The organism is Mesorhizobium sp. P2_E7 (genome assembly GCF_056403855.1).
The window spans coordinates 1314929-1338763 of record NZ_JBFUER010000001.1; the positions used below are offsets into that span (position 1 = coordinate 1314929).

Consider the following 23835-nt stretch of genomic DNA (forward strand, 5'->3'; position numbering starts at 1 on the left):
GCCGGCAGATGTTGCGCCGTCACCGCGAAAGTGCAGGGGGATGTGAGATGGCTGTCAAGGAATACAAAGGCATAGGCGACGCCATCAGGCTGGACGAACTCAACTTCGCCGAGATCGTCAAGGGCTTGCCGGCCAAGGCGCGCATGGTGCTGTCGGCGGCGATGAAACTGCCGCGCGGTTCGCTGAAGGTGAGGATGCCGGATGGCCGCGCCGTTCTTGTCGGCGGCAATGCGCCCGGTCCCGACGCCGAACTGGTGCTGAAGAATTGGCGCCTGCCCGGCCGTGCCTTTTCCGGCGGCACCATCGGCGTTGCCGAATCCTACATGGACGGCGACTGGGAAAGCCCTGATGTAACCAGCTTCCTCGAACTGTTTGTCGTCAACTCGGCCGTTGGCGAACGCATCGCCGGCGGCGCCAGCTGGCTCATCAATACCGTCCAGCGCATCCGCCACTGGTTCAACGAAAACACCCGCACCGGCTCTAAGCGCAACATTTCGGCGCATTACGACCTCGGCAACGCCTTCTACAAGCAATGGCTCGATCCGAGCATGACCTATTCGTCGGCGCTCTATGCGACCGGCGCCAACGACCTTGAAAGCGCGCAGGCCGCCAAATACCGCGCCTTGGCCAAGGACACCGGCATCGGCAAGAAGGACCATGTGCTGGAGATCGGCTGCGGCTGGGGTGGTTTTGCCGAATTTGCGGCGCGCGAGATCGGCTGCCGCGTCACCGGCTTGACCATCAGCCGCGAACAGCACGACTTCGCCAAGGAGCGCATCCAGAAGGCGGGGCTGGCCGACAAGGTCGACATCAAGCTGCAGGATTATCGCGACGAAACAGGCACTTATGATCGCATCGCCTCAATCGAGATGTTCGAGGCGGTCGGCGAAAAATACTGGCCTGTGTTCTTCGGCAAGATGAAGGCCTGCCTGAGGCCCGGCGGCACCGCCGGCCTGCAGATCATCACCATCAACGAGGCCGCCTACGACACCTATCGGGCGCGGCCGGACTTCATCCAGCGCTATGTCTTTCCGGGCGGCATGCTGCCGACGCCGTCGATCCTGAAATCTCTGGGCAGTGACCACGGCCTTGCCCATCTGCGCGAGCGCGTCTTCCCGGACGACTATGCCCGCACGCTGGCCGAATGGCGTAACCGCTTCTGGCAATCGTGGGAAAAGATCGTCCCACTCGGCTTCGACGACCGCTTCAAGAAGCTCTGGGAGTTTTACCTCCACTATTGCGAAGCCGGCTTCAGAGCCAGCTACATCGACGTGCGCCAGGTGGTCTACAAGGCATAGAGCGTTTCACCGTTTCACGGAAACGGCGAAACACTCAATCGCTTTGTTTTGACGCAATTCCGAAGGGAAAACCGCTCACACTTTTCCTGGAATTGCTCCAGTGTGAGCGGGCATCTGCCCGCCCGCCCCTCAAAGCAGGATGCGGTACTTCGCGAACCCCGCTTCGCCCTCGCCCACCGGCTCGATCTTCAGCGATTTCACCGAGGCGATATAATCCTTTGCCTTGGGGCCGGTCTCGAACACCACGCTGGTTCCAGGCAGCGGCGTGAACGACCAATTGTCGTCCGCCGAGGGATTGATCGTGCCCTCGCTGACGACGTAGCGCACGATCACGTCGCGGTTGGTGTCCGGCGCCTCGTAGATGATCTTCGAAGCGTTGATGTCAGGGAAATTGCCACCGCCGCCGGCGCGGTAATTGTTGGTGGCGACGACGAATTTCGCTGCAGGATCAATGGGCTTGCCACCGAAGCTGAGGTCGACGATGCGGCTGGAGCTGGCATTGGCGACGCCACCCTTGGCATCGTATTTCGGCGGCTGCGACAGGTCTATCTTGTAGCTGACGCCGTCGATCACATCGAAATTGTAGGACGGGAATTCAGTGTCGATCAGCGCCTGGTCGGCTTTCCCAGCCTCGATCTTCCTGAAAATGCCGGCCGACATTTCCAGCCATTCCTTGACCTGCGCTCCGGTGATCTCAACCGCCCGTACCGTGTTCGGATAGAGATAGAGATCGGCAACGTTCTTGATGGCGATGTCGCCCACCGGCACATCGGTGTAGTAGTCGGCACCGTTGCGCCCGCCGGCCTTGAAGGGTGCGGCCGCCGAAAGCAGCGGCACATCCTTCCACTGCGTGCTCTTCAAGATATTCTTGAGGTACCAGCTCTGCGCCTGGTTGACGATCTGCACTGAGGGATCGTCGGCCACCAGCGCGAAATAGGAATAGAGCGGCGCCGACGTCTTGCCCACCGGGCGGCGAACATAGGCAAGCGTCGCCTCGTGGTCCGCCTTAAGCGCATCGACGATGCGCTGGTCGTCCGCCACCGTCGGCTTGTTCGCCTTGTCGACGCGCTCGTAGATCGGCCGTGCCTCCGAAGTCGCCGAGACCACGCGCCATTTCGATACATCGCGTTCCAGCAAAAGGTCGATCAGGCCCATATGCGAACCCCAAAAGCCGCCCATCACCGCCGGCTTGCCTTGCAGCGTGCCCTTTTCGGTGTCGACGCCGTCAAGCGCCTGAAAGTCCTTCTTGCCCGGGAAAACCAGATGCTGATGGCCGGTGAACACCGCATCGATGCCCTCGACGCCGGCGACGAAGAACGAGGCGTTTTCCATGCCATCGCCCTGTTTGATATCGATGCCGGAATGCGAGAGCGCAATGACGATGTCGGCGCCCGCCTCCTTGATCTCAGGCACCCAGGCCTTGGCCGCCTCGACGATGCCGCGCGTCCGGACATTGCCTTCGAGGTTCTTCAGGTCCCAGACCATGATCTGCGGCGGCACGAAGCCGATAATACCGATCTTGATCGGCTGCTCGGCGCCCGACCCGTCCTTGATCTTCTTGTCTAGGATGACGTAGGGCTTGAGATAGAGCTTGTCGTCGCGCGGGTTGGCGGCAAGCTCGGTGCCGCGGATCAGATTGGCGCAGACGAACGGAAAATTGGCCCCGGCCAGCACCTTGTCGAGAAACGACAGGCCGTAATTGAACTCGTGATTGCCGAGCGTCGAGCATTCATAGCCGAGCAGGTTCATGCCCTTCATGATCGGATGCAGATCGCCATCCTTCAGGCCCTTTTCGTAGGCGATGTAATCGCCCATCGGATTGCCCTGCAGGAGATCGCCATTGTCGATCAGCATCGCATTGGTGGCTTCCTTGCGCACCGCCGCGATCAGCGACGCCGTACGAGATAGGCCCATCGTGTCGTTCGCTTTGTCGGCGTAGTAATCGTAAGGCAGCACATTCACGTGGATGTCGGTGGTCTCCATGATCCTGAGATGCGCCTGGTTGGCCTGCGCGCGGGCGGAGAACGGATGCAGCATGATCAGCGCGCCTGTAGCGGCCGCACCGGCAAGAAAACCGCGGCGGGAGACGGGGTGGAGCAAAGGCGACATTGGTTTTCCTTCCCAGCGACGTGAACAGCCCAGCCCCGGCCGAAACCTTCGCGCCGAAAACTGGCCATGTCCATCGGGAAGTCAATCGATCAGCAAAAGGTGACGGCTGGATGAATATCCGTGGCCGACAGGAAGACCTCAGCCCTTGTCGTCATCGCCCTGGGTGATCAACCGAGCGCTGCGTTGGCCGGTAAAATAGATCCATAGCCAGCTAAGCGATACCGACAGCCGATTGCGGAAGCCGATCAGGAAGTAGATGTGGGCCACGCCCCACAGCCACCAGGCGACCCAGCCGGTGAGCTTGATCCAGCCGAAATCGATCGCGGCCGCCCACTTGCCGATCGTCGCGAGGTCGCCGGCATGCCGGTAGCGAAACGGACGCGGCGCGCTATCGCCGGTCAGCCGCGCCTTGATCGTCGCGGCAACATGCTTGCCCTCCTGCTTGGCGGAGGGCGCCACGCCTGGCACCGGCTTGCCATCCGGCCGCAACACATGCGCTGTGTCGCCGATGACGAAGATCTCCGGGTTGTTGGGCACGGTCAGATCGGGCTCGACCATCACCCTGCCCGCCCGGTCGACCGGCGCGCCCAGCCACTCTCCGGCAGGCGAGGCGGCAACGCCGGCGGCCCACAGGATCGTCCGCGCGGGAAGATGGGTATCGCCAAAGACGACGCCTTCGGCATCCAGGCGCGTGACGGCGCGGCCAAGCTCGACGGTGACGCCCAGCCGTTCCAGCGCCTTGCGGGCATAGTCGGACAGTTGCGGCGCGAAATTGGCCAGGATTCGGTCGCCCGCCTCGACCAGCACCACGCGCGCCTCACGCGTGTCGATGTTGCGGAATTCGCCGCGCAGCGTCTCATGCGCGAGCTCGACGATGGTGCCGGCAAGCTCGACGCCGGTCGGGCCGCCGCCGACAATGACCAGCGTTAGCAGCGCCTGGCGCTTGGCCGGATCGGTCTCGCGCTCGGCCTGCTCGAAGGCAAGCAGGATGCGGCGGCGGATCGTGGTGGCGTCCTCAAGCGTCTTCAGCCCGGGCGCAAACGGCTCCCATTCGTCATGGCCAAAATAAGCGTGGCGGGCGCCGGTGGCGAGCACCAGCGTGTCGTAGGGAACCGAACTGCCGTCCTCGAGCAGCACGCGGTTGGCTTGGCGATCGACGCCGGTGACGTTGCCCAAAAGCGTCGTCACATCCTTGCGCTTGCGCAACAGATGGCGGATCGGCCAGGCAACCTCCGACGTCGCCAGCGACGTCGTCGCCACCTGGTAGAGCAGCGGCTGGAAAAGGTGGTGGTTGCGCTTGTCGATCATGGTGATGCGCACCGGTGCACCGGAGAGCGCCCGGGTCAGTTCGAGACCGCCGAATCCCGCCCCCACGACAACGACATGATGGCTTGTTTCATTCATCGCACTCACCTCGTTTTCACCATCCTTATCTAGTGATTTTTGTGCACCGCAACAATCTCGTAGAGCGCAAGACTGCCATGCATCAAGGCTGCCCAAGACTCGCCTTCCAATGTCGCGAATGCCTATGTCGGCAGGCTCGGACGGGTATAGCCTCACACGCCAGGATCACGGGAGTGAGGCATGGCCAACGATCATGACGACGCCAAAGATGGCGAAGGCCCGGCGCAATATTTCTCGCCGCCTTGCTTCATGCATGAGCTCGATCCGGAATTCCGCTCGCCTTTGTCCGACTGGACCGATGTGCGCCGTTGGCGCAAGGCCGAGCGCGAACGGCTGATCGCGGCGCGTCTTGCTGTTTCAGCCGATGCGCGCGCAGCCATGTCGCAGCGTATTGCCGACGGTCTCGACGCGGTGATCGGCGACATTGCCGGCCGCATGGTCAGCCTCTGTTGGCCGTTTCGCGGCGAGCCGGACCTGCGGCCCTGGATGGCGTCGGTCAACGAACGCGGCGGCCGCACGGCGCTGCCCGTCGTTATCGAGAAGGGACAGCCACTGATCTTCCGCGCTTACGTCCCGGGCGACCGGCTGGAAAAAGGCGTCTGGAACATCCCGATCCCGGCCGAAGGCGACCCGGTGCTGCCCGATATCGTCATTTCACCGATCGTCGGCATCGATCCGCAAAACTACCGCCTGGGCTATGGCGGCGGCTTCTTCGATCGAACGCTGGCGGCAATGCCGTTCAAGCCCCTGGTCATCGGCGTCGGCTATGAACTGCAGCGCATCCCCACCATCTACCCGCAACCGCACGACATCCCGATGGACCGGCTGGTGACCGAGGCCTAAGCGCCCGTTCAACAAATGAAACCGGCTGGATTTCGCTAATGCCAAAAATCCGACTTGGTCGACGAATAGCATGATCTTCAAGGTGGCCACGCTGCGGAGCATCATTTCGACAGGCGCTCCGGGCGGATCCAACCATGTCCAGCCGCTCTGAACTGATTGCTTCGCAACGGGTGACACGGATGATCGGACGAACCATAGCAACCGCCCTTGCAATCGCGTTTTCCTTTTCGCCTGCGCATGCGCAACCACGGCATCGTTTGCCGAGCGGCTATAAATGGGGCCGCTGCCTGCTTGTTGCTGACGGTCAGACCCGCATAACCGGACGGTGCTCCTATCAAATCGAGCAAGGCGGCGATTTCAACATCCAGGGGCCCCGGCAAGTTTTTGCAGGGATCGACTATCCCGACACGCATAGTGGCGCCGGTGAAATGTCCGAAGATTACTGGGCGGATGTCTACAAGGACGGCTATGTCTGGGCGGGCTATGGCAACTCCGACATTCGCGCAACGCACGGCGATGAACGCTGGGAAGACCTTCGCCGCGAAGGCGCGTGCTATATCGGGAAGGACGTCCGGATCTGCCTTTGGCGTTAAGCCAGTTCCGGCTTCATGCCCATGGCGGTCCGATCGACGATCTCGCGCAAGGCAAATGACGAATTGATCTTGGTCACATGCGGCATCGCCGACAGCCACTCCTTGTGGATGCGCTCATAGTCGACCAGGTCCTTGGCGGCGATGCGCAGGATGTAGTCGTATTCGCCCGACATCAGGTGGCAGGACAGCACATTCGGGCAGCGCTTGATCGCCGCCTCGAAATCAGACAGCGTCTTTTCGAATTGCCCCGACAGCGAGATGTGCACGATCGCCGTCATCTGGTGGCCGAGCGCGGCATTCGAAAGCCGGGCGTGATAGCCGCGAATGGTGCCGGATTTCTCCAGATTGTCGAGGCGACGCGAGCAGGCAGACTGCGACAGGCCAACTCTTTCGGCCAGCGCCGCATTGGGTATGCGCCCATCCTTCTGCAAAGTCTCGAGAATGGCGATATCGATCCTATCGAGCGGCATTTCTAGTGATTCCTGCGAAAAACATGCTATTTGGCGCAACGATTATCGAAACGCATGATCCCGCGCAAGCGCATTCGCAAACACCTGCGCAACGATTCGTGGTTCACTGGGTTCATACAGGGAACGAGCCCAAAAGGGCCGGATGAGGAGAAGACAATGCGCGTCGGCTGCCCCAAGGAAATCAAGAACCATGAATACCGCGTCGGTCTGACGCCGGGCTCGGTCCGCGAATATGTCGCGCACGGCCATGAAGTGCTGGTCGAAACAGGCGCCGGCGCCGGCATCGGCGCCGATGACAACGCCTACCGCGCCGCCGGCGCCACCATCGCCAAGACCGCCGCCGACGTGTTTGCCAAGTCGGACATGATCGTCAAGGTCAAAGAGCCGCAGCCCAATGAATGGGCGCAGCTGCGCGACGGCCAGATCCTCTACACCTATCTGCACCTGGCTCCGGATCCGGAGCAGACCAAGGGCTTGCTCGCCTCCGGCGTCACAGCGATTGCCTATGAGACCGTGACCGACGACCGTGGCGGCCTGCCGCTGTTGGCGCCGATGTCGGAAGTCGCCGGCCGCCTGTCGATCCAGGCCGGCGCCACGGCGCTGCAGAAGGCCAATGGCGGCCGCGGCGTGCTGCTCGGCGGCGTGCCCGGCGTGCTGCCCGGCAAGGTCACAGTGCTCGGCGGCGGCGTCGTCGGCCTGCATGCGGCCAGGATGGCGGCCGGCCTCGGCGCCGACGTCACCATCATCGACCGCTCGATCCCGCGCCTGCGCCAGCTCGACGACCTCTTTGCCGGCCGCGTCCACACCCGCTACTCCACCGTCGAGGCGCTGGAAGAAGAATGCTTCTCGGCCGACATCGTCGTCGGCGCCGTGCTCATCCCGGGTGCTGCTGCCCCCAAGCTGGTGACCCGCGAAATGCTGTCGGGCATGAAGAAGGGCTCGGTGCTGGTCGACGTCGCCATCGACCAGGGCGGCTGCTTCGAGACCTCGCATGCCACCACCCATGCCGAGCCGACCTATGAAGTCGACGGCGTCATCCATTACTGCGTTGCCAACATGCCTGGCGCCGTGCCGGTCACCTCTGCGCACGCACTCAACAACGCGACGCTGCACTATGGCCTGCAACTGGCCGACAAGGGTCTGAAGGCGCTGGTCGACGACCATCATTTGCGCAACGGTCTCAATGTCCACAGAGGCAAGATCACCAATCGCGCCGTCGCCGAAGCGCTCGGCTACGAGTTGGTCGAACCGAAGGCGGTTTTGGCCGCCTGACCTGATCTAAAACAGCTTCTGCCTCCCTCACCCGCCGGTTGTACCGGCGGGTTTTTCTTTGTCCAAGATCCTAACATCGGAATTGAACAGGCTGGCAGACAACAAAAAAGCGGAGCCAAAGCCCCGCTTCCTCAGTCGTCGAGATTCCCGCCGGTTCATCCGCGGTCGGCAAATCCATCGACCTCTCCCTATTACCGTATGAATACGACGGGAGTGCGACAGCTCTCAACCGGTGCCGCCATGTTCGCGCCGATCGCTGGCGCTGTGTGAAGTGCTTCACATCAGACATTCGAAAAACCTGCGCAGACAGATGCTGCCAACTTGGCGGCCCCAGCTACCTCCCGAACGCCTGATGTCTCCTATGCAGGCCTCTTCGGCGGCAGCTTCCGTCACACGGTTCCCAACTGCCCGCCAGACCACCGGCGGGCATTTTTTTGCATTGCCGTCACGCGCGCTCGATGCGGCACTGATAGCAATTGTTGCGCGCCGAGCGGACATGGACATAAGCGATGTCGTCGCGCTCGAACAATGTCTCGGCTCGCGCCGCTATATCATGCGTCGGAATGACTCCGCCGCTGCCATAGACGATGCGGTCATTCGCTCCATAGCCGCGCACGATATAGTCGCTGCTCTCGAGCATGTCCGGAAGCGCTTCGGTTTCGGCTGCACGTTCGCATTCCTGCGCATGCAGGAAGATCGGTCCGGTCTCGGCGTAAGGCTGCAACGCCGGGAACGGCCGGTAGGCCAGGATCAGATAGCCATCGCCTTCGGCGACGTTTCTCAGGCAATGCCGGCAAGGCACGCCGTCGCCGTCGGAAATCCTGCGTTCGGGCGTCTGCCCATAGGCGTCCGGACCGCCGCGCTGCAGCGCTCTGACGTCTTCTGTCGGCAAGGCTTTGAACTGAACGGTCATGGCTGACTCTCCGGTGTCTTTGACCTGAGAATATGCCGCCACGCCGGTGCCTCCCACCCGATTCCGGCCAAGGCTGTGAGACGGCCAGCGGCCCGGCCATTTCAGGCCGGACTGCTGAAACGTTGCTTCAGAATTCCGTCCTGGTCAGCGGATGAAATCGTCGAAGCGGCGCAGCGTCACCCGGCGGTTGCGCCAGTTCTCTTCCTGGGTCTGCACCAGCAGGAATTCCTCGCCATAACCGACAGTTTCCAGCGCATAGCCCGGCACGCCAAACTCGCGCACCAGCGTGCGCTTCAGCGAGGCGGCGCGCTGCTCCGACAGGATCTGGTTCGACTGGAAGGAACCGACCGCATCGGTGTGGCCCTCGATCAGCACGCGGGCGCCGGGATCGCGGCGCAGAATGCGCTCCAGCGCGTCGGCGATGTTTTCGATCTTGCCGTATTGCGAGCTGGAAATGGCGGCCGAGCCGAAGGCGAAATTGATCGACTGGATGTCGATCGAGCGCGCCTGACGCCGCAGATCCGGCCGCCGTTTGAATTCGCGGATGGTGACGCGCTGGTTGGGGCGCAGTTTCACCCGGGGCGCGGCGTCGAGCTGTCGCTCGATCGTTGCCGCCGACGGCGTGGTCGCCTGTGCGGCGGCCAATGTCGGCCCAAGGGTCGGCAGCGCAAGTGAAGCAATCAGCGCTGCAGCAAATGTTCGTCGGCTCAGCATATCCTTCTCCTCGGCAATGGTCGCGTCAGTGTTGACGCCACCATGGCAGAGGCAGTCTGAAGCGCCGATGAATGGCAGGTTCAGCCTTCAGGAAGTCAAGGCCGCATGACGCTGGCCGAGCGCTCGGCGAAAGGCAGCGGATGCACGGTCTCCTTCTTTTGCGCCACCGGCGCAAAGCCGAGCTTCTGGTAGAGCGGCAAGGCGGCCGGATGGTCGAGTGTGCAGGTCTGCACCGTCACCCGTTTCGGCCCGTATGACCAGGCGGCGGCGATCGCGGCGCCCAGGAACCAGCGGCCGATGCCTTGCCCGGTCGCGTGCTCCATCATGCCGAAATAGGCGAGCTCGACTTCCTCAGGCAGATGCGGCTTGAGGTCGAAGAACCCCGCCGGCGCACCGTCGAGATAAAGCACGCGGATGTCGCGGTCCTCGCGGTGGATGCCGGCTGAGAGCTCGTCATCGTCCAGCCGCAGCACATTGACCCAATGCCATTTGCGCCCCACCCGATCCATTAGATAGCGGTAGAAATGCAGCGGAATGTCCTTGGTCTTCAACAGCGCGATCTGTTTGTTGTAGGGCACGGGCGGCGAATAGGCCGGCGGCACATGCATTTCCAGAAACGTCACCGTAACCTCGATGTCGTCCAGCACGCCGTTTTCCATCGCCATCATTCCTTGCCCGTTGCAACGGGCGTATCGGCCAGCCCGCCCCATTCCGTCCATGAGCCGTCATAGAGCCTGTTGTCGGTGTGGCCGAGCGACTCCAGCGCCAGCGTGATGACAGCCGCGGTGATACCGGAGCCGCAAGAGGTGACGACAGGCTTCGACAGATCGATACCGGCATCTTCAACGGCCTTGCGCAGCTGGTCCTTCGACAATAGCTCGCCGTCCCGCGACAGCGCCGAATAAGGCAAATTGCGCGCGCCGGGCATGTGACCGGAGCGGACACCGGCACGAGGCTCCGGCTCGGCTCCGGTGAAGCGGCCGGCGCCACGGGCATCCGCAATCTGGCTCTCCTTCGTTTCGACGATGCGGCGCATTTCGGAGAGGCTGGCGACCCGGAAGGCATCGAAATCGGCATGAAAAACATTTGGCGCGATCTTGGTCGGCTCCGCCGTCACCGGCCTGCCTGCCGCTTTCCAGCGGTCGAAGCCGCCGTCCAGCACGTAGACCTGGAACACGCCCATGACGCGAAACATCCACCACGCCCGCGGCGCCGAAAAAAAACCCGGACCGTCATAGACGATGATGGTGTCATCGGCCGAAATGCCCATGGCGCCGACATATTGCGCGAAATGCTGTGGCGAGGGCAGCGTGTGCGGCAGCTTGGCATCCGGGTCAGATGCCGCATCGTGATCGAAGAAGCGCGCACCGGGAATATGCGCGGCCTCATACTCGGCGCGTGCATCGCGCTTTTGCGCCGGCAGATACCAGGACGCATCGACAATCGTCAGGCCGGGCTCGCCAAGGCGGCTCTGCAACCAGTCCGCATCGACGGTGAAAGGGCTGTCATCGGCCATTCTTTTTCTCCTGCCCCGCGCACGCGAAGCATCTTGGTTTCAAGCCGCAGGCATCGGTCCGAAGCGGATGCGAAAACGCCGGTTCTCGCGGCCCTTCTTTTCGATCTTGCCGATGTGGATCTCACCGATCTCGCCGGTGCTTTTGACATGCGTGCCGCCACAGGGCTGGCTGTCGACCGAAGCGTTGTCGCCGATGCAGACCAGGCGGATCTTGCCGGTGCCGACCGGCGGCCGGACATTCTTGGATTTCACCAGGCCCGGATTGGCCGCCAGTTCCTCGTCGGTGATCAGCCTGATGAAGATCGGATGGTCGGCACGCACCAGCGCCATCAGCCCGGCGGTGACATCTTCCTTGGTGAAGCCGGCATCCGGAGCGTCGAAGTCGACACGGCTGTCATCTTCGGAGACCGCAGCACCGGTGATCGGAAACGGACAGACGACGGTGAGCAAATGACAGGCGGCGTGCATGCGCATCAGGAGATGCCGCCGCTCCCAGTCGATGGCGAGTTTTATCCGCTCGCCAATTTCGGGCACCGGCTGCTCCGGCGCCGGCACATGGATAATCTCGTCCTTGGTCTCGCCGGTGATGGTGGCGGCAATGGCGATGCGGCTGCCGTCGGCGCGCTCCAGCATGCCGGTGTCGCCGGGCTGGCCACCCGATGTGGCGTAGAAGATCGTCCGGTCCAAAATGATGCCGCCACGCTCGTTGATCGCGACCACGGTGGCTTCGGCCGTCTTCAAATAGGCGTCGTCGCGAAACAGCGCTTCGGTCTTGTGCGCCATCAGGCGACCTTCTCGTACGGCACTGAAATTGTGCTGCGCTCGTCCATCCAGCCCGGCACCGGCAGGTTCTTTTCGCGCAAAAATTCCGGGTTGAACAGCTTCGACTGATAACGCGTGCCGTAGTCGGCAAGGATGGTCACAATGGTGTGGCCCGGGCCGAGCTCGCGCGCCAGCCTGATCGCACCGGCAATGTTGATGCCGGTCGAACCGCCGACGCAAAGCCCCTCTTCCTGGATCAGGTCGAAGACGATCGGCAGCGCTTCCTCATCTGGCACCTGGAACGAGAAGTCGGGTGTGAACCCTTCGAGATTTGCCGTGATGCGCCCCTGCCCTATGCCTTCGGTGATCGAACTGCCGTCGGACTTCAATTCGCCGCTGGTGTAGAAGGAATAGAGCGCCGCGCCCAAGGGATCGGCGAGCGCGATCTTGACGTTCTTGCTTTTGGCCTTCAGCCCGAAGGCAACGCCGGCCAGCGTACCGCCCGAACCCACCGCCGAGACGAAGCCGTCGACCTTGCCGCCGGTCTGCGCCCAGATTTCTTCCGCCGTGGTGCGGATATGGCCGTCGCGGTTGGCGACGTTGTCGAACTGGTTGGCCCAGATCGCGCCGTTCGGCTCGGAACGCGCCATCTGCTCAGCCAGCCGCCCCGACAGTTTCACATAGTTGTTGGGGTTCTTGTAAGGCACCGCCGGCACTTCGATCAGCTCGGCGCCGAGCAGCTTGATCGTGTCTTTCTTTTCCTGGCTCTGTGTGTCGGGAATGACGATCACGGTGCGATAGCCCAGCGCTTTGGCGACCAGGGTCAGGCCAATGCCGGTATTGCCGGCCGTGCCTTCGACGATAACGCCGCCTGGCTTCAACAGCCCGCGCTGTTCGGCGTCGCGGATGATGAACAGGCCGGCGCGATCCTTGACCGACTGCCCCGGATTCATGAACTCGGCCTTGCCCAGGATCTCACAGCCGGTTGCTTCCGAGGCCTTGTTGAGGCGGATCAGGGGCGTGTTGCCGATCGCTTCGATCACAGAACGGGGCATCCGGGATTCCTTATGTAGCTGCGCGAGACCCTAGAAACCCGAAGCTTGCGTTTCAAGGCAAGAATTCGCCTGGTCCAGTCGCATTTCGGGTACTGCAATCTCCTGTCGCCGGATGACTCGCGATGACGATCATTTCATCCTTGTGCGGAAAAGCGCTCTTTTCATTCGATTTTTTCACCGCTAGAGCACTAATGACAGATCGGCAGGGCGCAGAATGACACTTTACCGGGCCAACCCGAAGCACGGCGTCGCCTGGATTACCGGCGGCAGCAGCGGCATCGGCCGTGCTTTGGCCAAGGACCTAGCGGCAAAGGGTTTTGTCGTCGCCGTAAGCGCGCTTGACGAGCATCCGATCGACACGCTCATCGTCGAGACGGCACAGATGCCGGGACGCGTGGTTGCCTACCCGTGCGACGTCACCGACGAGCCGCGCATGGCAAGCACTGTGGCGGCGGTCGAAAAGGATCTCGGGCCCATCGTGCTCGCCGTCTTCAACGCCGGCAACTATATCGCCACGCCCGGCGAAGACCTCAAGGTCCGCGACTTTCGCCAGTCCTTCGAGGTCAACTATTTCGGCATCATCAATGGCCTCGTCCCGCTCATGGAGCGCATGCGCATCCGCGCGCGCGGCCATATCGTGCTTGTCGGCTCGGTGACCGCCTATTTCGGCTGGCCGACCACGGCCGCCTATGGCGGCTCGAAGGCGGCGATCAACATCCTGGCCGAGTCGTTGAAATACGATTTCGACAAGATGAATGTCCGCGTCCAGGTGATGAATCCGGGGTTCATCGACACACCGCTGACCGAAAAGAACATGCTGCCGATGCCGGGCCTTATGCCGGTCAACCGTGCCTCGCGCCGCATGCTGCGCGGCATCGAAAAGGGCGGCTTCGAGGTCACCTTCCCGCGCCGGCTGAGCTGGGGGCTGAAGCTGCTGGCGCTGCTGCCGAGGCCCTTCTGCCGCTGGTTCATCAGCACGGCGACCCGCTGGACGGGGCGGCCATTGAATTTCGATCGCAAGCCGCCGAACGAATAACTGTACAAGGCCGGCAGTTGCTTGGGCACAGCCGTCGCCATAGGTTGAGATTTGTTGCGTGGAGTCTGCGATGGGGCGACGGATCGTGTTTGCGGTGCTGGGCGTCGTCGTCATCCTTGTTCTGGCCTTCCTGCTCGGTCCGCGCGTTCCCGTCGACACTACCATCCGCTTCGATCCCAAAGTGATCGGCGACGATCCGCAGGCCTATCTGGCGCGTGAGGAAGCAGCCGTCCCCAACATCCGTGACGGGCTCGAGAAAGAAATCATCTGGGCCGATCCGATGGTCCACGCCAGGACGCCGCTGGCGATCGTCTATATCCACGGCTTTTCGGCATCGAAGGGCGAGGTTCGCCCGCTGGCCGACGAGGTCGCTGACCAGCTCGACGCCAACCTTTTCTACACCCGCCTCACCGGCCATGGGCAGGATGGCGCGGCCATGACGCAAGGCAGCGTCAATGCCTGGATCAACGACTATGAGGAGGCGCTCGCCATCGGCCGGGCCATCGGCGACAAGGTGATCGTCATCGGCACCTCGACCGGCGGCTCGCTGGCGGCATGGGCGGCGACAGAGCCTGGCGCGTCGGACGGCGTCACCGCAATCGCATTCATCTCGCCGAATTTCGGCGTCAGGGCTTCAGGCGCCGAGCTGCTGACCATGCCCTGGGGCAAGCAGATCGCCGAACTCGTCGGCGGCAAGGAGCGCAGCTTTCCGACCCGCAACGCGCTGCACGAGAAACTCTGGACGCACACCTATCCGATGGCGGCCGTACTGCCGATGGCAGCACTGACCGAGCTCGCCTACGCGGCACCGGTGGAGAAAGCGACGATACCGGCTCTGTTCATCTTCTCGGATTCGGACAGTGTGGTCCGCGAAGACCGCACCCGCGAAATCGCCGGCCGCTGGGGCGCACCGCACGAACTGGTGCCGGTCGACGACAATGGCGATCCCGACAACCACGTCATTGCCGGCGACGCGCTGTCGCCCTCGACCACGGCCTTCCTGGCGCAGCGGATTGTGGTCTGGGTGAAGGCAATTACCGAGTAGCCGCAAAACGAAAAGGACGGCCGGAGCATTGCTCGGGCCGTCCTCGTTTCTAACAGTCAGCAATCAAGCCAGGCGCAACGCGCCTCGCCGATTGTCCGATCAGGCAGCCCGCGCCGCGGGGCGCTTGCCGCCGAAGCGGCGCTTGTTGTTGCCCTTGAAGGACTTGGCGCCTTCCGGCTTGCGCTCGCCTGCACCAGCAAAGGCCGGCTTGTCACCAAAACGCTTCTTGCCGAAGCCGTTGTTCTGGCCGCCGGGCCGTCTGCCGTCGCGACGGCCATTGCGGTCGTTGCGATCGTTGGCTGGCTCGAAGCGCTCGTTCTTTTCGGCCGGATTGCGCACCGGATCGGGGCTGCCGAGATGGTCGGCAACGATCGGCAGTTTGCTGCGGATGATGCGCTCGACCTGGCGCAGCTTGCTGTTTTCGGACGGATCGCAAAGCGTGATCGCAATGCCGTCCATGCCGTTGCGGCCGGTACGGCCGATGCGGTGGACATAGCTTTCGGCTTCGTCAGGCAGGTCGAAATTCACCACATGGCTGATGCCGGGCACGTCGATGCCGCGCGCCGCGATGTCGGTCGCCACGAGAATGCGAACCGAACCTTCGCGGAAATCGTTGAGCGCCTTCTGGCGGGCGTTCTGCGACTTGTTGCCGTGGATGACGGCAGCCTTGAAGCCGTCGCGCTCGAGGTCCTTGGTCACCCGGTCGGCGCCATGCTTGGTGCGCGAAAAGATGATGACGGACTTCATCGCTTCGTCGGCGAGCATCGTCGACAGAACCTGGCGCTTCTGCTTGGTGCGGGCAAAGACGACGCCTTGCACGATCTCGGCGGCAGCGGTGCTCTGCGGCGCGACTTCGACCCGGATCGGGTTCTTCAACAGGCCCTTCGCCAGTTCGGCGATTTCGTTGGGCATGGTGGCCGAGAACAGCACCGTCTGACGGTCGGGCGCGGTCGCCTTGGCGATGCGCTTGACATCGTTGATGAAGCCCATGTCGAGCATGCGGTCGCCCTCGTCCAGCACCAGCCACTTGGTGTCGGATAAGATGAGGTCGCCCTCGCGCACCAGGTCGGTCAGACGGCCAGGCGTGGCGATCAGGATGTCAACGCCGGGCGCAACCTTCTTCACCTGGCTGAAGCGCGAGACGCCGCCAAGCACCAGAGCGGTCGAGACATGCGCGCCCTTGGCGAGGATCTTGATGGTGTCCTCGATCTGCACGGCGAGCTCGCGCGTCGGCGCCAGGATCAGCGCACGGGTGGTCTTGGCCCGGCGCTTGGTGCCGAGCGCGATAATCTTGGACAGGATCGGCAGTGCGAAGGCCGCAGTCTTGCCGGAGCCGGTCTGGGCGATGCCGAAGATATCACGGCCTTCCATCTGCGGCGGGATCGCCTGCATCTGGATCGGCTTCGGCTCAGTGAAGCCGGCGCCATGGGTCGCCTTGAGCAGCGCGCCCGTAATTCCAAGTGCTGCGAAACCGGTGAGTTCCGCAGTGTTGCCGGTCACAGTGTTGCTACCGGTTGATGTGTTTTCGTTGGTCAAAATAGTCTTCTTTCACGCGGCCTTAGCCGCAAACATCGAAGGCGGCAGGGCGCAACCTGCCGTCGAAAAATCTGATATGAAACGACAAGGCGGGCGGACAGAAACGTCCACTCGGCTGCGCTGTCGTGCCCGCAGGCATCATGCCACGGGGCTCTTTCGCCACCTTGCCGATCAACCGGAAAGAGGGAAAACAGACGCAACCAGTCTCATTTGTCGAGAAGGCCGGAATCTCCCGGCCCAAGCGCCTATGGGCTGCATATGGCTGAGTTCGGCCCGGAATGCAAGGGGCGTCATGTTGCAGCGCAACAAAAGCTGGCTAGAAAGCGGTTGGAAATGTCCGCTTAAACCTCATCGGGCCATTTCCTGGCGCCGTGTTGGACAAACAGGATTTCTATCTGAGTGTCCTTTAAGGCGTGCCCGGAATCACCAACTCACGTGTGCCTTTGATCTCGCCAACTCGGCCGATAAACGGATTGGCGGACAACAGCCGGGCGGTCTTTGAATGAATCTCATTGACCACCCGGGCAGCAGCCCGCGGATTATGTTGGGCGATGTAGTCGCCGATTGATGCAAGCTCGATCAGATAGTGTCGGGTCCAGACAATTCGCACCGAGGCTCATGCCTGACTGTACTTGTTGAGAACCGTCGCGATCTCTTCTTCTGTGGCGAAATCGCCGCGGTCGGCGGCCTCTATTCCGGCCTGAACGCCGGCAACCCACTTTTCCTGCCACGCCAGCGAACGCCCATGGGACAGGGCATCCTCAATGATCTGATCGCGTGTCAGTGTCGAGCGCGAGGTCAGCATTTCAATCCGGCGGTTCAGATCCTCGGATATTTCTACGTTGTTCTTCATAGGCTTATTCTGCCATATCTGGAGAATGCCTGCCAAGAAGTATCGCGTATGGGGGACCCAGCGATGAAGGACGTGCTGAAGGAACTCGAGCGCCGCCGCGACATCGCCCGCATGGGCGGCGGCCGGGCCCGCATCGACGCCCAGCACAAGAAGGGCAAGCTCACCGCCCGCGAACGCATCGAGGTGTTTCTCGACGAAGGCTCGTTCGAGGAGTTCGACATGTATGTCGAGCACCGCTCGACCGATTTCGGCATGGAGAAGACCAAGATCGCCGGCGACGGCGTCGTCACCGGCTGGGGCACGGTCAACGGCCGCCCGGTCTATCTCTTCGCCAAGGACTTTACCGTGTTCGGCGGCTCGCTGTCGGAAGCGCATGCCGAGAAGGTCATCAAGGTGCAGGAGATGGCGCTGCGCAACCGCGCGCCGATCATCGGCCTCTACGATGCCGGCGGCGCCCGCATCCAGGAAGGCGTGGCCGCCCTTGGCGGATATGCCGAAATCTTCCAGCGCAACGTGCTGGCCTCCGGTGTCATTCCGCAGATCTCCGTGATCATGGGCCCGTGCGCCGGCGGAGATGTCTATTCGCCGGCCATGACCGACTTCATCTTCATGGTGCGCGACACCTCCTACATGTTCGTCACCGGGCCGGATGTGGTGAAGACCGTGACCAACGAAACGGTGACCGCCGAGAGCCTCGGTGGCGCCTCCGTGCATACGACGAAATCCTCGATCGCCGACGGCGCTTACGACAACGACGTCGAGGCGCTGTTGCAGATGCGGCGGCTGGTTGATCTGCTGCCGGCATCCAACACGTCGGAGCTTCCGGAGATCGAATGCTACCAGTCGGTCACCGACCATGATCTGTCGCTCGATCGGCTGATCCCCGACAACGCCAACAAACCCTATGATATCAAGGAGCTGATCCTGAAGGTCGCCGACGAAGGCGATTTTTTCGAGATCCAGCAGAACTTTGCCAAGAACATCGTCACCGGTTTCGGCCGCGTCGAAGGCCGCACGGTCGGCTTCGTCGCCAACCAGCCGATGGTGCTGGCCGGCGTGCTCGATTCCGACGCCAGCCGCAAGGCGGCGCGCTTCGTCCGCTTCTGCGACTGTTTCTCGATCCCGATCGTCACGTTCGTCGACGTTCCGGGTTTCCTGCCGGGTACCGCGCAGGAATATGGCGGCCTGATCAAGCACGGCGCCAAACTCCTCTTCGCCTATGCCGAGGCGACCGTGCCGAAGATCACCGTCATCACCCGAAAAGCCTATGGCGGCGCCTATGACGTGATGGCGTCAAAACACCTGCGCGGCGACATGAACTATGCTTGGCCGACGGCGCAGATCGCGGTGATGGGCGCTCGTGGCGCGGTCGAGATCATCTATCGCAAGGATATCGGCGACGCGGAGAAGATCGCAGCCCATACAAAGGCATACGAGGATCGCTTCCTGTCGCCCTTCGTCGCCGCCGAGCGCGGCTATGTCGACGAGGTGATCATGCCGCATTCGACCCGCCGCCGCATCGCCCGCGCACTCAGAATGCTGCGCAACAAGGACATGCAAAACCCCTGGAAGAAGCACGACAACATCCCGTTGTAGCCTCCAATGTCGCGACTGATCATCAGCGCCGGGCGGCGGTTCGGCAGGTTCGCGGTGCTGTTCTTCGTCGTTCCCGCCCTCATCATCTTCTGCGTCTGGATGTCCCTGCTCGACAACCATCCGATCTGGTTCATCGCCAGCGGTTTTGTCGCCATGCCGATCGCGACCACCGCATTGGCGTTCCTGTTCGGCACATTGTTTGCCGGCTTTCGGCGCAGCAAGGTCAAGGGCATCAGCGAAGCGGAAGCGCCAGGCCTGTGGGCGCTGTGGCGGAGCGTCGCCGGGCCGCGCCGGGCGGCTCGCACGGTTGTCGTACTAGAGGACGAGCTGAATGCCAGCGTGCACGAAGAGCGCACGCTTTTCGGCCTTCTCGGCAACCGGCTGTTCCTGACCGTCGGCATTCCCATGCTGGCCGTAACCGATGAGACAGCCTTTGCCGCGATCCTCGCCCATGAGGACGCGCATGTGCGCAACAAGGACACCAATGGCAGCCTCAATCTGGCCGAGTTCGAAAACGGTTTCGGATTTGTCTTCGAGTACGCCCCGCCGGGCGAAACGATTACCGGCAGTCTGCTCCATTCCGCCATCGGCTGGCTGTCGCAATCGCTGGAACGGGAAAATATCCGGCTGTCGCGCGATGCTGAAATCAAGGCGGACCGGCACGCGGCATCCTCCGGCGATGCGGCTGAAGCTGCCCGAGCTCTGTTGCTCATCGGCGCCGCGGACATGCATTTCCAGGAAAAGGTCTATGAACCCCTGGACCATGAGTTGCGGGGCGCGCTGCGTGCGCCACGACCGCCGCTCGATCGGCTCCTGAGCACCGCCGGAGCGTTGCGGGAGCCCGCTTGCCTGAATGCCTTTGCCCGCAAGGCGTGGGAAAGCCCGCAGCCCGAAAAATCCACCCATCCATCATGGGCGCAGAGGCTGGCCGCACTTGGCTATGCCCAGCCGCCCGATCTGGAACCGATAGCGGCAACTGCTCTGTCGACGCTGGTAGCTTCGAGTGCCGCCGAACGGCATATCGCGGAATTCAACGCCAAATGGACTGCGCGGATGGAAGACTATCTTCAGCGCTGAACCGTCGGCCTACTCTTCCTCCGCCGCGCCGAAGCCAGCATCCCTGGTGGCGGCAGTGGCGCTCGCCCAGGGCGTCGCGTGGTTGTCGATGCGCATCTGGAAGATGAAATAGGTCGGCGAGCAGTAGCCGATGCCTTTCACCTTGGCCGCGCCCGGCGTGTCCGGCGGCAGCGACTGGCACATGTAATCCTCGCGGCAGAAATGATCGGCCGAGCAGGCGGGACGGTTGCCGCGATTGACCGCGCCGCCGAGGCACTGGTCGAAATTGTTGGTCGCCACGCAGGTGTCGAACTTCTTGCCGCCGACCATCCCGCAGATTTCATCGGGCATCGGCTTGCCCTTCTTGAAGGCGGCGAAGGTGCGGTCCTTGTCGTCGCAGGCGCGGTAGGCGATCCCCGCCGGCACGCCGATCTTCGGCGGCCGGCAGGTGTAGGCGGTCCGCGAAAAGGTCGGTGCGAAAGCGGCGAACTGGCCGGTGATCTTGTAGCGGTCGTTGAAAGGCTGCGACGGGTTGCTGGCGATCGACCCGGTCAGGCAGGGATGGCCGGAAAACATCTTTGGGCTGTCCTTGGGCAGCAGACATTGCGCCAGCGTGGTGCGAACGCCTGACGCGGTCGCCAGCGGCGTGCAGACGGTGCCGCCGCCGCATTGCCAGGTCGCGCCGAAGCGTTTTTCGTCGTCCGGCATCAGGCACGGCATCGCCATTTCGGCCGGCGCATAGTCGACATCGCCGGCATCCGTCCACGTCGCCGGCGGCGCAAAGGACAGCGGCCGGTACCGGTTCGGCTCCTTGCCCTCTGCCGCAGCGCGCAGCCAGGCCTGGCGTCGCAGGATCTCGGCATGGAGATGCGGCGAGATGCCGACCTCGATGCGGTTGAGCGGCGACGTCGTCTTGTCGTCGAGGCCGATGAAATGGAAACCGGCGGTCGAGCCCGCCTGGTGACAGCCCTGGCAGGCGCCATTGTCCAGCCGCTCGACCAGCGCCTCCGGCGTGCGCACCAGTTTCAGCGCTTCATAGTCGAGGCCGGCGAAATCCGCGGGCACAAACAGCGGCGTGAACGGATGGTTGGCTTGCCTCGCGCTGCCGAAAGTCGACCACGAGATCACCTTCTTCGCCAGAAACTCGTCGGGGATTTCATAGACGCCGAGATCGACCGCCGCGACATTGGCGCTGACATAGTCGGCGAGCCTTTTCTTCAGCGCCGCATCGCCCGAAAGCCGCGCAGTGTCAGGCGTGTTTTCCAACGGCTTCTCGCTGACCGCAGCGCCATCGACGCCAAAAATCCGCATGAGGTAGGCCGCCTGCCCGCCGAACTCGGTCTCCTGTCCCGAGGGAAAACGCACCACTTGCGCGTTAAGCTCGAGCTGCTTGAACGTCAGTTCCTCCGGTGCCAGCGGCCCGCCGGCGAGCCAGCCGGCATCGACATTTTCGTCGAGCTGCGGTGTCCAGCGTCTGGCAACGCCGACGCAACCGCCATCGGCATCGGGCGCCACGCTGTAGACGGCGTTGAAGTTGAATGGAAGCCGCGACGCCAGCACCTTGCCGTTCTTGCGAAAGCCGTAGGCCAGGCGATAGATGAAGCGCACCTCGCCGCAGCTCTTGTCGCCTTGCAGGGTGGTGAAGTCGCGCCGGTCCAGCCGGTTGACGACGCCGACGAGGCGAAAGCGTGCGGCTTCGGTCTTCAGCCAGCGCATGTCCATGATGCGGCCGACATTGCCGTCGGTCACCTCATAGAGCGTGCGCCCGCCGGCCTTCATCTCGGCCCGCAGTGCAGCGATATCGGCCGCCACCATGTCGACGACAGCATGATAGGCCGGCGCCTCGCTGTAGAGTGTCTTCAGATCGTCTTCGCCATCAACGGCGAAAAGACCGGCGAAGCCAAACCCCTTGGCGTCGAGAGCAGCGAGCACCGCCGGATCGTCGACGATGGTCACCGGCTGCTCGGCGGCATTCGTCGACTGTGTCGCGAGTGCGGCCATGACCAGCGTGATGAAAAGGACAGCAAGACGTTTCATCGAAGGTCCGGTTGGCTTTCGATCAATTCTCGCAAAACTGGCACCAGAGCCAGCGGCAGATCCTCGGCGATCAGCCCCGGCCCAAAACGCCTGCCGGCTTCGGCGTGAATCCAGACAGCCGCACAGGCCGCTTGGTAGGGCGCCATGCCCTGTGCCAGCAATCCGGCGACGATGCCTGCAAGGACATCGCCCGACCCGGCCGTAGCGAGCCACGGCGCACCATTGGCGTTGATTGCCGCCCTGCCGTCGGGCGCCGCGATCACCGTGTCGGCGCCCTTGTAGATGACAACTGCGTTCGCAAGCTTGGCAGCCGCTCGCGCCTTGGTCAGTTTGGAGCTTTTCTTGTCGCCGACGATGTCCGGGAACAATCGGCCAAACTCGCCTTCGTGCGGTGTGATGATCAATGGCGGTGCTCCGACACGGCCTGCCGCCTCGAACAATGCCGCAGGATCGTCGCGAAACGCCGTGATGCCATCGGCGTCCAGCACGATACCACCCAAATCGATTCTACGTTGCATGTCATAGACAGGTTCTTGGGCAAGCAACCGCAAGGTAAAATCGCGGGCCTTGTCGCCAAAGCCAAATCCGGGGCCGAGCAAATATGCCGATGGCTGGCGTTCGCTCACAAACTCGTCGATGTCTGCAATTGTATCGGCCTTGCGCAACATGATCGATGTCAGATGCCCGGCGTTCACCTGCATGGAATTCCCGGGCGAAAGGACCGTTACTGCCCCCGCCCCGATTCGAGCTGCAGCAAGGGCCGACAACCTCGCAGCCCCGGTCGAGATTGGCCCACCGGAGAAGACGGCGACATGGCCACGCTTGTATTTATGGGCATCGACAGCCGTTCTCGGGAAGTACCACCGCAGCCAAAGCTCCGGCGTGTTCTCGAATGCCTCGATCTTGAGTTGGTCGACGATCGCATCCGGAACGCCGATATCGGCGACGATGATCTCGCCACACACCCTGCGTCCCGGCATTAGAAGATGACCGGGCTTTTTTCGCACGAAAGTCACTGTCACAGCGGCGTCGAAATACCCCCTCATCTGCCCAGTTTCGCCCGACACGCCTGACGGCAAATCGATTGAGACGACGGGCACTTTCTCCGCTGCGCTGATCCCTGAAGCCGCGTCAGCGTAAGGAGAAAGGTACTTCGATAGTCCGGCGCCATACAGAGCGTCGACGACAACCTCGCCTTCTGTGGTATCGAAATCATTCAGATGGTTGACCGGCAGATTGCAGGCCTCCGACGCCCGCGCCGCATCGCTCCCCGCTTTCTGCTTGCCTTCAGCCCAGACGGCGACGTTCATGCCGGCCTCCGCCAGCAGCCGCGCCACGACGTAGCCGTCGCCGCCATTGTTGCCGGGGCCGCACAAAACATGCACGCGGCTTGCGGCGGGATAGCGCGCCAGCACCACGGCAGCGACCGCTTCGCCTGCACGCTGCATCAGGCCGTAGCCGTCGAGCGGGCCGGCTGCGATTGCCAGCCGGTCGGCCTCGCCCATCTCGGCCGGCGACAAGACTTCATTGCTCATGGATTGCCGATCCGCATTCGCCTCTTTGTTCCGGGTCAAGCATTGTCCAGTTTCGGGTTCGAAGCAAACGGCCAGCCGCCGAGATGGCGTGCGGCCAATCCTTTCGCAGACTGGCGCCGCGGGTCCACGCGTGCACGCAAAATGCGCGATCTGCCTAATTATCGTGCAGACGTCAGGAGCGGCAATGTGTAG

The 23835-nt window shown here is 62.7% G+C and carries 22 protein-coding genes; 8 read left to right on the forward strand and 14 right to left on the reverse strand.

The genetic code is table 11. The features are described 5' to 3' along the window. Positions 1-47: 47 nt before the first annotated feature. On the forward strand, positions 48-1298 hold the full coding sequence (locus tag AC1DYC_RS06660; RefSeq protein WP_477404923.1) for a class I SAM-dependent methyltransferase: 1251 nt from the start codon (positions 48-50) through the stop codon (positions 1296-1298). 129 nt (positions 1299-1427) lie between these two features. Here AC1DYC_RS06660 and AC1DYC_RS06665 read toward each other — a convergent pair whose 3' ends face one another. Together AC1DYC_RS06665 and AC1DYC_RS06670 are read right to left on the reverse strand one after the other, a co-directional pair. Beyond that, complete coding sequence (locus AC1DYC_RS06665) at positions 1428-3407, reverse strand: bifunctional 2',3'-cyclic-nucleotide 2'-phosphodiesterase/3'-nucleotidase (protein WP_477404925.1); 1980 nt, start codon at positions 3405-3407, stop codon at positions 1428-1430. 138 nt (positions 3408-3545) lie between these two features. Further along, on the reverse strand, positions 3546-4811 hold the full coding sequence (locus tag AC1DYC_RS06670) for an NAD(P)/FAD-dependent oxidoreductase (RefSeq protein ID WP_477404927.1): 1266 nt from the start codon (positions 4809-4811) through the stop codon (positions 3546-3548). A gap of 180 nt (positions 4812-4991) precedes the next feature. Here AC1DYC_RS06670 and AC1DYC_RS06675 point away from each other — a divergent pair, with 180 nt between their 5' ends. Continuing rightward, positions 4992-5654: a 5-formyltetrahydrofolate cyclo-ligase gene (locus AC1DYC_RS06675; RefSeq protein ID WP_477404928.1), complete on the forward strand. Its 663-nt coding sequence runs from the start codon at positions 4992-4994 to the stop codon at positions 5652-5654. 134 nt (positions 5655-5788) lie between these two features. Continuing rightward, entirely contained in the window at positions 5789-6247 is a 459-nt protein-coding gene (locus tag AC1DYC_RS06680) for a hypothetical protein (protein ID WP_477404930.1), read from the forward strand. Here AC1DYC_RS06680 and AC1DYC_RS06685 read toward each other — a convergent pair. Beyond that, positions 6244-6717, reverse strand: a complete 474-nt coding sequence (locus tag AC1DYC_RS06685; RefSeq protein WP_112395099.1) for an Lrp/AsnC family transcriptional regulator — start codon at positions 6715-6717, stop codon at positions 6244-6246. The two genes, AC1DYC_RS06680 and AC1DYC_RS06685, sit on opposite strands and share 4 nt — an antisense overlap. Positions 6718-6873: 156 nt before the next feature. Between AC1DYC_RS06685 and ald the strand changes: the two genes are divergently transcribed. Beyond that, a complete protein-coding gene (ald, locus tag AC1DYC_RS06690; protein WP_477404932.1) occupies positions 6874-7989 on the forward strand; it encodes an alanine dehydrogenase in 1116 nt (371 codons plus the stop codon). A 445-nt stretch (positions 7990-8434) separates the two neighbouring features. On the opposite strand, the gene AC1DYC_RS06695 is transcribed toward ald, so the two are convergent. The 6 genes from AC1DYC_RS06695 to AC1DYC_RS06720 form a co-directional block, all read right to left on the reverse strand. Then, the gene (locus AC1DYC_RS06695) at positions 8435-8902 is read right to left on the reverse strand and encodes a DUF1203 domain-containing protein (RefSeq protein WP_477404933.1); all 468 of its coding nucleotides are present in this window, start codon (positions 8900-8902) and stop codon (positions 8435-8437) included. A 144-nt stretch (positions 8903-9046) separates the two neighbouring features. Next, on the reverse strand, positions 9047-9616 hold the full coding sequence (locus tag AC1DYC_RS06700; protein WP_477404935.1) for an OmpA family protein: 570 nt from the start codon (positions 9614-9616) through the stop codon (positions 9047-9049). A gap of 95 nt (positions 9617-9711) precedes the next feature. Further along, positions 9712-10275 carry a GNAT family N-acetyltransferase gene (locus AC1DYC_RS06705; RefSeq protein WP_477404937.1) on the reverse strand — a complete coding sequence of 188 codons (564 nt, stop codon included), beginning with the start codon at positions 10273-10275 and terminating at the stop codon, positions 9712-9714. Between the two features lie 5 nt (positions 10276-10280). After that, entirely contained in the window at positions 10281-11132 is an 852-nt protein-coding gene (gene sseA, locus AC1DYC_RS06710) for a 3-mercaptopyruvate sulfurtransferase (protein WP_477404939.1), read from the reverse strand. 39 nt (positions 11133-11171) lie between these two features. Continuing rightward, positions 11172-11915: an alanyl-tRNA editing protein gene (locus AC1DYC_RS06715; protein ID WP_477404941.1), complete on the reverse strand. Its 744-nt coding sequence runs from the start codon at positions 11913-11915 to the stop codon at positions 11172-11174. Beyond that, positions 11915-12949 (reverse strand): cysteine synthase A, encoded by a 1035-nt coding sequence (locus tag AC1DYC_RS06720; RefSeq protein ID WP_477404943.1) that lies wholly within the window; start codon positions 12947-12949, stop codon positions 11915-11917. Before AC1DYC_RS06720 ends, AC1DYC_RS06715 begins: the two co-directional genes overlap by 1 nt. A gap of 214 nt (positions 12950-13163) precedes the next feature. Between AC1DYC_RS06720 and AC1DYC_RS06725 the strand changes: the two genes are divergently transcribed. Both AC1DYC_RS06725 and AC1DYC_RS06730 read left to right on the forward strand, forming a co-directional pair. After that, positions 13164-13985: an SDR family oxidoreductase gene (locus tag AC1DYC_RS06725; protein ID WP_477404945.1), complete on the forward strand. Its 822-nt coding sequence runs from the start codon at positions 13164-13166 to the stop codon at positions 13983-13985. A gap of 70 nt (positions 13986-14055) precedes the next feature. Further along, a complete protein-coding gene (locus AC1DYC_RS06730; protein WP_477404946.1) occupies positions 14056-15030 on the forward strand; it encodes an alpha/beta hydrolase in 975 nt (324 codons plus the stop codon). A gap of 99 nt (positions 15031-15129) precedes the next feature. On the opposite strand, the gene AC1DYC_RS06735 is transcribed toward AC1DYC_RS06730, so the two are convergent. The 3 genes from AC1DYC_RS06735 to AC1DYC_RS06745 all read right to left on the reverse strand — a co-directional run bounded on the left by AC1DYC_RS06735 (position 15130) and on the right by AC1DYC_RS06745 (position 17419). Continuing rightward, on the reverse strand, positions 15130-16566 hold the full coding sequence (locus AC1DYC_RS06735) for a DEAD/DEAH box helicase (RefSeq protein ID WP_477404948.1): 1437 nt from the start codon (positions 16564-16566) through the stop codon (positions 15130-15132). Positions 16567-16972: 406 nt separating this feature from the next. Then, complete coding sequence (locus tag AC1DYC_RS06740; RefSeq protein WP_477404950.1) at positions 16973-17176, reverse strand: type II toxin-antitoxin system RelE/ParE family toxin; 204 nt, start codon at positions 17174-17176, stop codon at positions 16973-16975. A 6-nt stretch (positions 17177-17182) separates the two neighbouring features. Further along, positions 17183-17419, reverse strand: coding sequence for a transcriptional regulator (locus tag AC1DYC_RS06745; protein WP_477404952.1), 237 nt, complete (start codon positions 17417-17419; stop codon positions 17183-17185). 63 nt (positions 17420-17482) lie between these two features. On the opposite strand from AC1DYC_RS06745, the gene AC1DYC_RS06750 reads away from it, so the two are divergent. Both AC1DYC_RS06750 and AC1DYC_RS06755 read left to right on the forward strand, forming a co-directional pair. After that, positions 17483-19015, forward strand: a complete 1533-nt coding sequence (locus tag AC1DYC_RS06750; protein ID WP_477408197.1) for an acyl-CoA carboxylase subunit beta — start codon at positions 17483-17485, stop codon at positions 19013-19015. A gap of 6 nt (positions 19016-19021) precedes the next feature. Next, positions 19022-20092 (forward strand): M48 family metallopeptidase, encoded by a 1071-nt coding sequence (locus tag AC1DYC_RS06755; protein WP_477404954.1) that lies wholly within the window; start codon positions 19022-19024, stop codon positions 20090-20092. Positions 20093-20101: 9 nt separating this feature from the next. On the opposite strand, the gene AC1DYC_RS06760 is transcribed toward AC1DYC_RS06755, so the two are convergent. Then, the gene (locus AC1DYC_RS06760; protein WP_477404956.1) at positions 20102-22108 is read right to left on the reverse strand and encodes a hypothetical protein; all 2007 of its coding nucleotides are present in this window, start codon (positions 22106-22108) and stop codon (positions 20102-20104) included. After that, positions 22105-23643: an NAD(P)H-hydrate dehydratase gene (locus AC1DYC_RS06765; RefSeq protein ID WP_477404958.1), complete on the reverse strand. Its 1539-nt coding sequence runs from the start codon at positions 23641-23643 to the stop codon at positions 22105-22107. The genes AC1DYC_RS06760 and AC1DYC_RS06765 overlap by 4 nt, the downstream gene beginning before the upstream one ends. Positions 23644-23835 lie beyond the last annotated feature (192 nt).

Excerpts from the sequence above, each read along its gene's own strand:
- AC1DYC_RS06720 (WP_477404943.1), bottom strand. The coding sequence starts at position 12,949 with ATGCCCCGTTCTGTGATCGAAGCGATCGGCAACACGCCCCTGATCCGC.
- ald (WP_477404932.1), top strand. The coding sequence starts at position 6,874 with ATGCGCGTCGGCTGCCCCAAGGAAATCAAGAACCATGAATACCGCGTC.
- AC1DYC_RS06700 (WP_477404935.1), bottom strand. The coding sequence starts at position 9,616 with ATGCTGAGCCGACGAACATTTGCTGCAGCGCTGATTGCTTCACTTGCG.
- AC1DYC_RS06680 (WP_477404930.1), top strand. The coding sequence starts at position 5,789 with ATGTCCAGCCGCTCTGAACTGATTGCTTCGCAACGGGTGACACGGATG.
- AC1DYC_RS06670 (WP_477404927.1), bottom strand. The coding sequence starts at position 4,811 with ATGAATGAAACAAGCCATCATGTCGTTGTCGTGGGGGCGGGATTCGGC.
- sseA (WP_477404939.1), bottom strand. The coding sequence starts at position 11,132 with ATGGCCGATGACAGCCCTTTCACCGTCGATGCGGACTGGTTGCAGAGC.
- AC1DYC_RS06730 (WP_477404946.1), top strand. The coding sequence starts at position 14,056 with ATGGGGCGACGGATCGTGTTTGCGGTGCTGGGCGTCGTCGTCATCCTT.
- AC1DYC_RS06745 (WP_477404952.1), bottom strand. The coding sequence starts at position 17,419 with ATGAAGAACAACGTAGAAATATCCGAGGATCTGAACCGCCGGATTGAA.
- AC1DYC_RS06685 (WP_112395099.1), bottom strand. The coding sequence starts at position 6,717 with ATGCCGCTCGATAGGATCGATATCGCCATTCTCGAGACTTTGCAGAAG.
- AC1DYC_RS06755 (WP_477404954.1), top strand. The coding sequence starts at position 19,022 with ATGTCGCGACTGATCATCAGCGCCGGGCGGCGGTTCGGCAGGTTCGCG.
- AC1DYC_RS06750 (WP_477408197.1), top strand. The coding sequence starts at position 17,483 with ATGAAGGACGTGCTGAAGGAACTCGAGCGCCGCCGCGACATCGCCCGC.
- AC1DYC_RS06705 (WP_477404937.1), bottom strand. The coding sequence starts at position 10,275 with ATGGAAAACGGCGTGCTGGACGACATCGAGGTTACGGTGACGTTTCTG.
- AC1DYC_RS06665 (WP_477404925.1), bottom strand. The coding sequence starts at position 3,407 with ATGTCGCCTTTGCTCCACCCCGTCTCCCGCCGCGGTTTTCTTGCCGGT.
- AC1DYC_RS06660 (WP_477404923.1), top strand. The coding sequence starts at position 48 with ATGGCTGTCAAGGAATACAAAGGCATAGGCGACGCCATCAGGCTGGAC.
- AC1DYC_RS06695 (WP_477404933.1), bottom strand. The coding sequence starts at position 8,902 with ATGACCGTTCAGTTCAAAGCCTTGCCGACAGAAGACGTCAGAGCGCTG.
- AC1DYC_RS06760 (WP_477404956.1), bottom strand. The coding sequence starts at position 22,108 with ATGAAACGTCTTGCTGTCCTTTTCATCACGCTGGTCATGGCCGCACTC.
- AC1DYC_RS06715 (WP_477404941.1), bottom strand. The coding sequence starts at position 11,915 with ATGGCGCACAAGACCGAAGCGCTGTTTCGCGACGACGCCTATTTGAAG.
- AC1DYC_RS06765 (WP_477404958.1), bottom strand. The coding sequence starts at position 23,643 with ATGAGCAATGAAGTCTTGTCGCCGGCCGAGATGGGCGAGGCCGACCGG.
- AC1DYC_RS06725 (WP_477404945.1), top strand. The coding sequence starts at position 13,164 with ATGACACTTTACCGGGCCAACCCGAAGCACGGCGTCGCCTGGATTACC.
- AC1DYC_RS06675 (WP_477404928.1), top strand. The coding sequence starts at position 4,992 with ATGGCCAACGATCATGACGACGCCAAAGATGGCGAAGGCCCGGCGCAA.